Consider the following 269-nt stretch of genomic DNA (forward strand, 5'->3'; position numbering starts at 1 on the left):
GATCGACTTCCTGCGGACTCAGCCGGCGGGCGTCGTCACGGCTCAGGGCGTCGATGTTGGACAAGGTCATCCCGCCCAGGAGGGCGCGGATCTCGATGACCATGCGACCGTTGGCGGTGTACGTGGACGGGCGAATCTCCGCGATGGCGAAATCGCCCTCGTACTTGCCTTCGGCGTACTGGTCGAGTTCGGCGTTCTTCACGACGAACTCGCCGATGGAGGTCGCAAGGCGCCCGACGTTGAAGTCGCCGTTGCGGCCGTGGATGGTC

At 65.1% G+C, this 269-nt stretch carries 1 protein-coding gene; it reads right to left on the reverse strand.

The window, feature by feature from the left end; all coding sequences use genetic code 11:
- Positions 1-269, reverse strand: a 269-nt coding sequence (locus tag ACKX14_RS15895; protein ID WP_422449369.1) for a DUF3275 family protein, incomplete at both ends; no start/stop codon positions are given.

The organism is Thermorhabdus hydrogeniformans, assembly GCF_049310025.1.
GTDB lineage: Bacteria > Bacillota > Thermosediminibacteria > Thermosediminibacterales > Tepidanaerobacteraceae > JBJYKD01.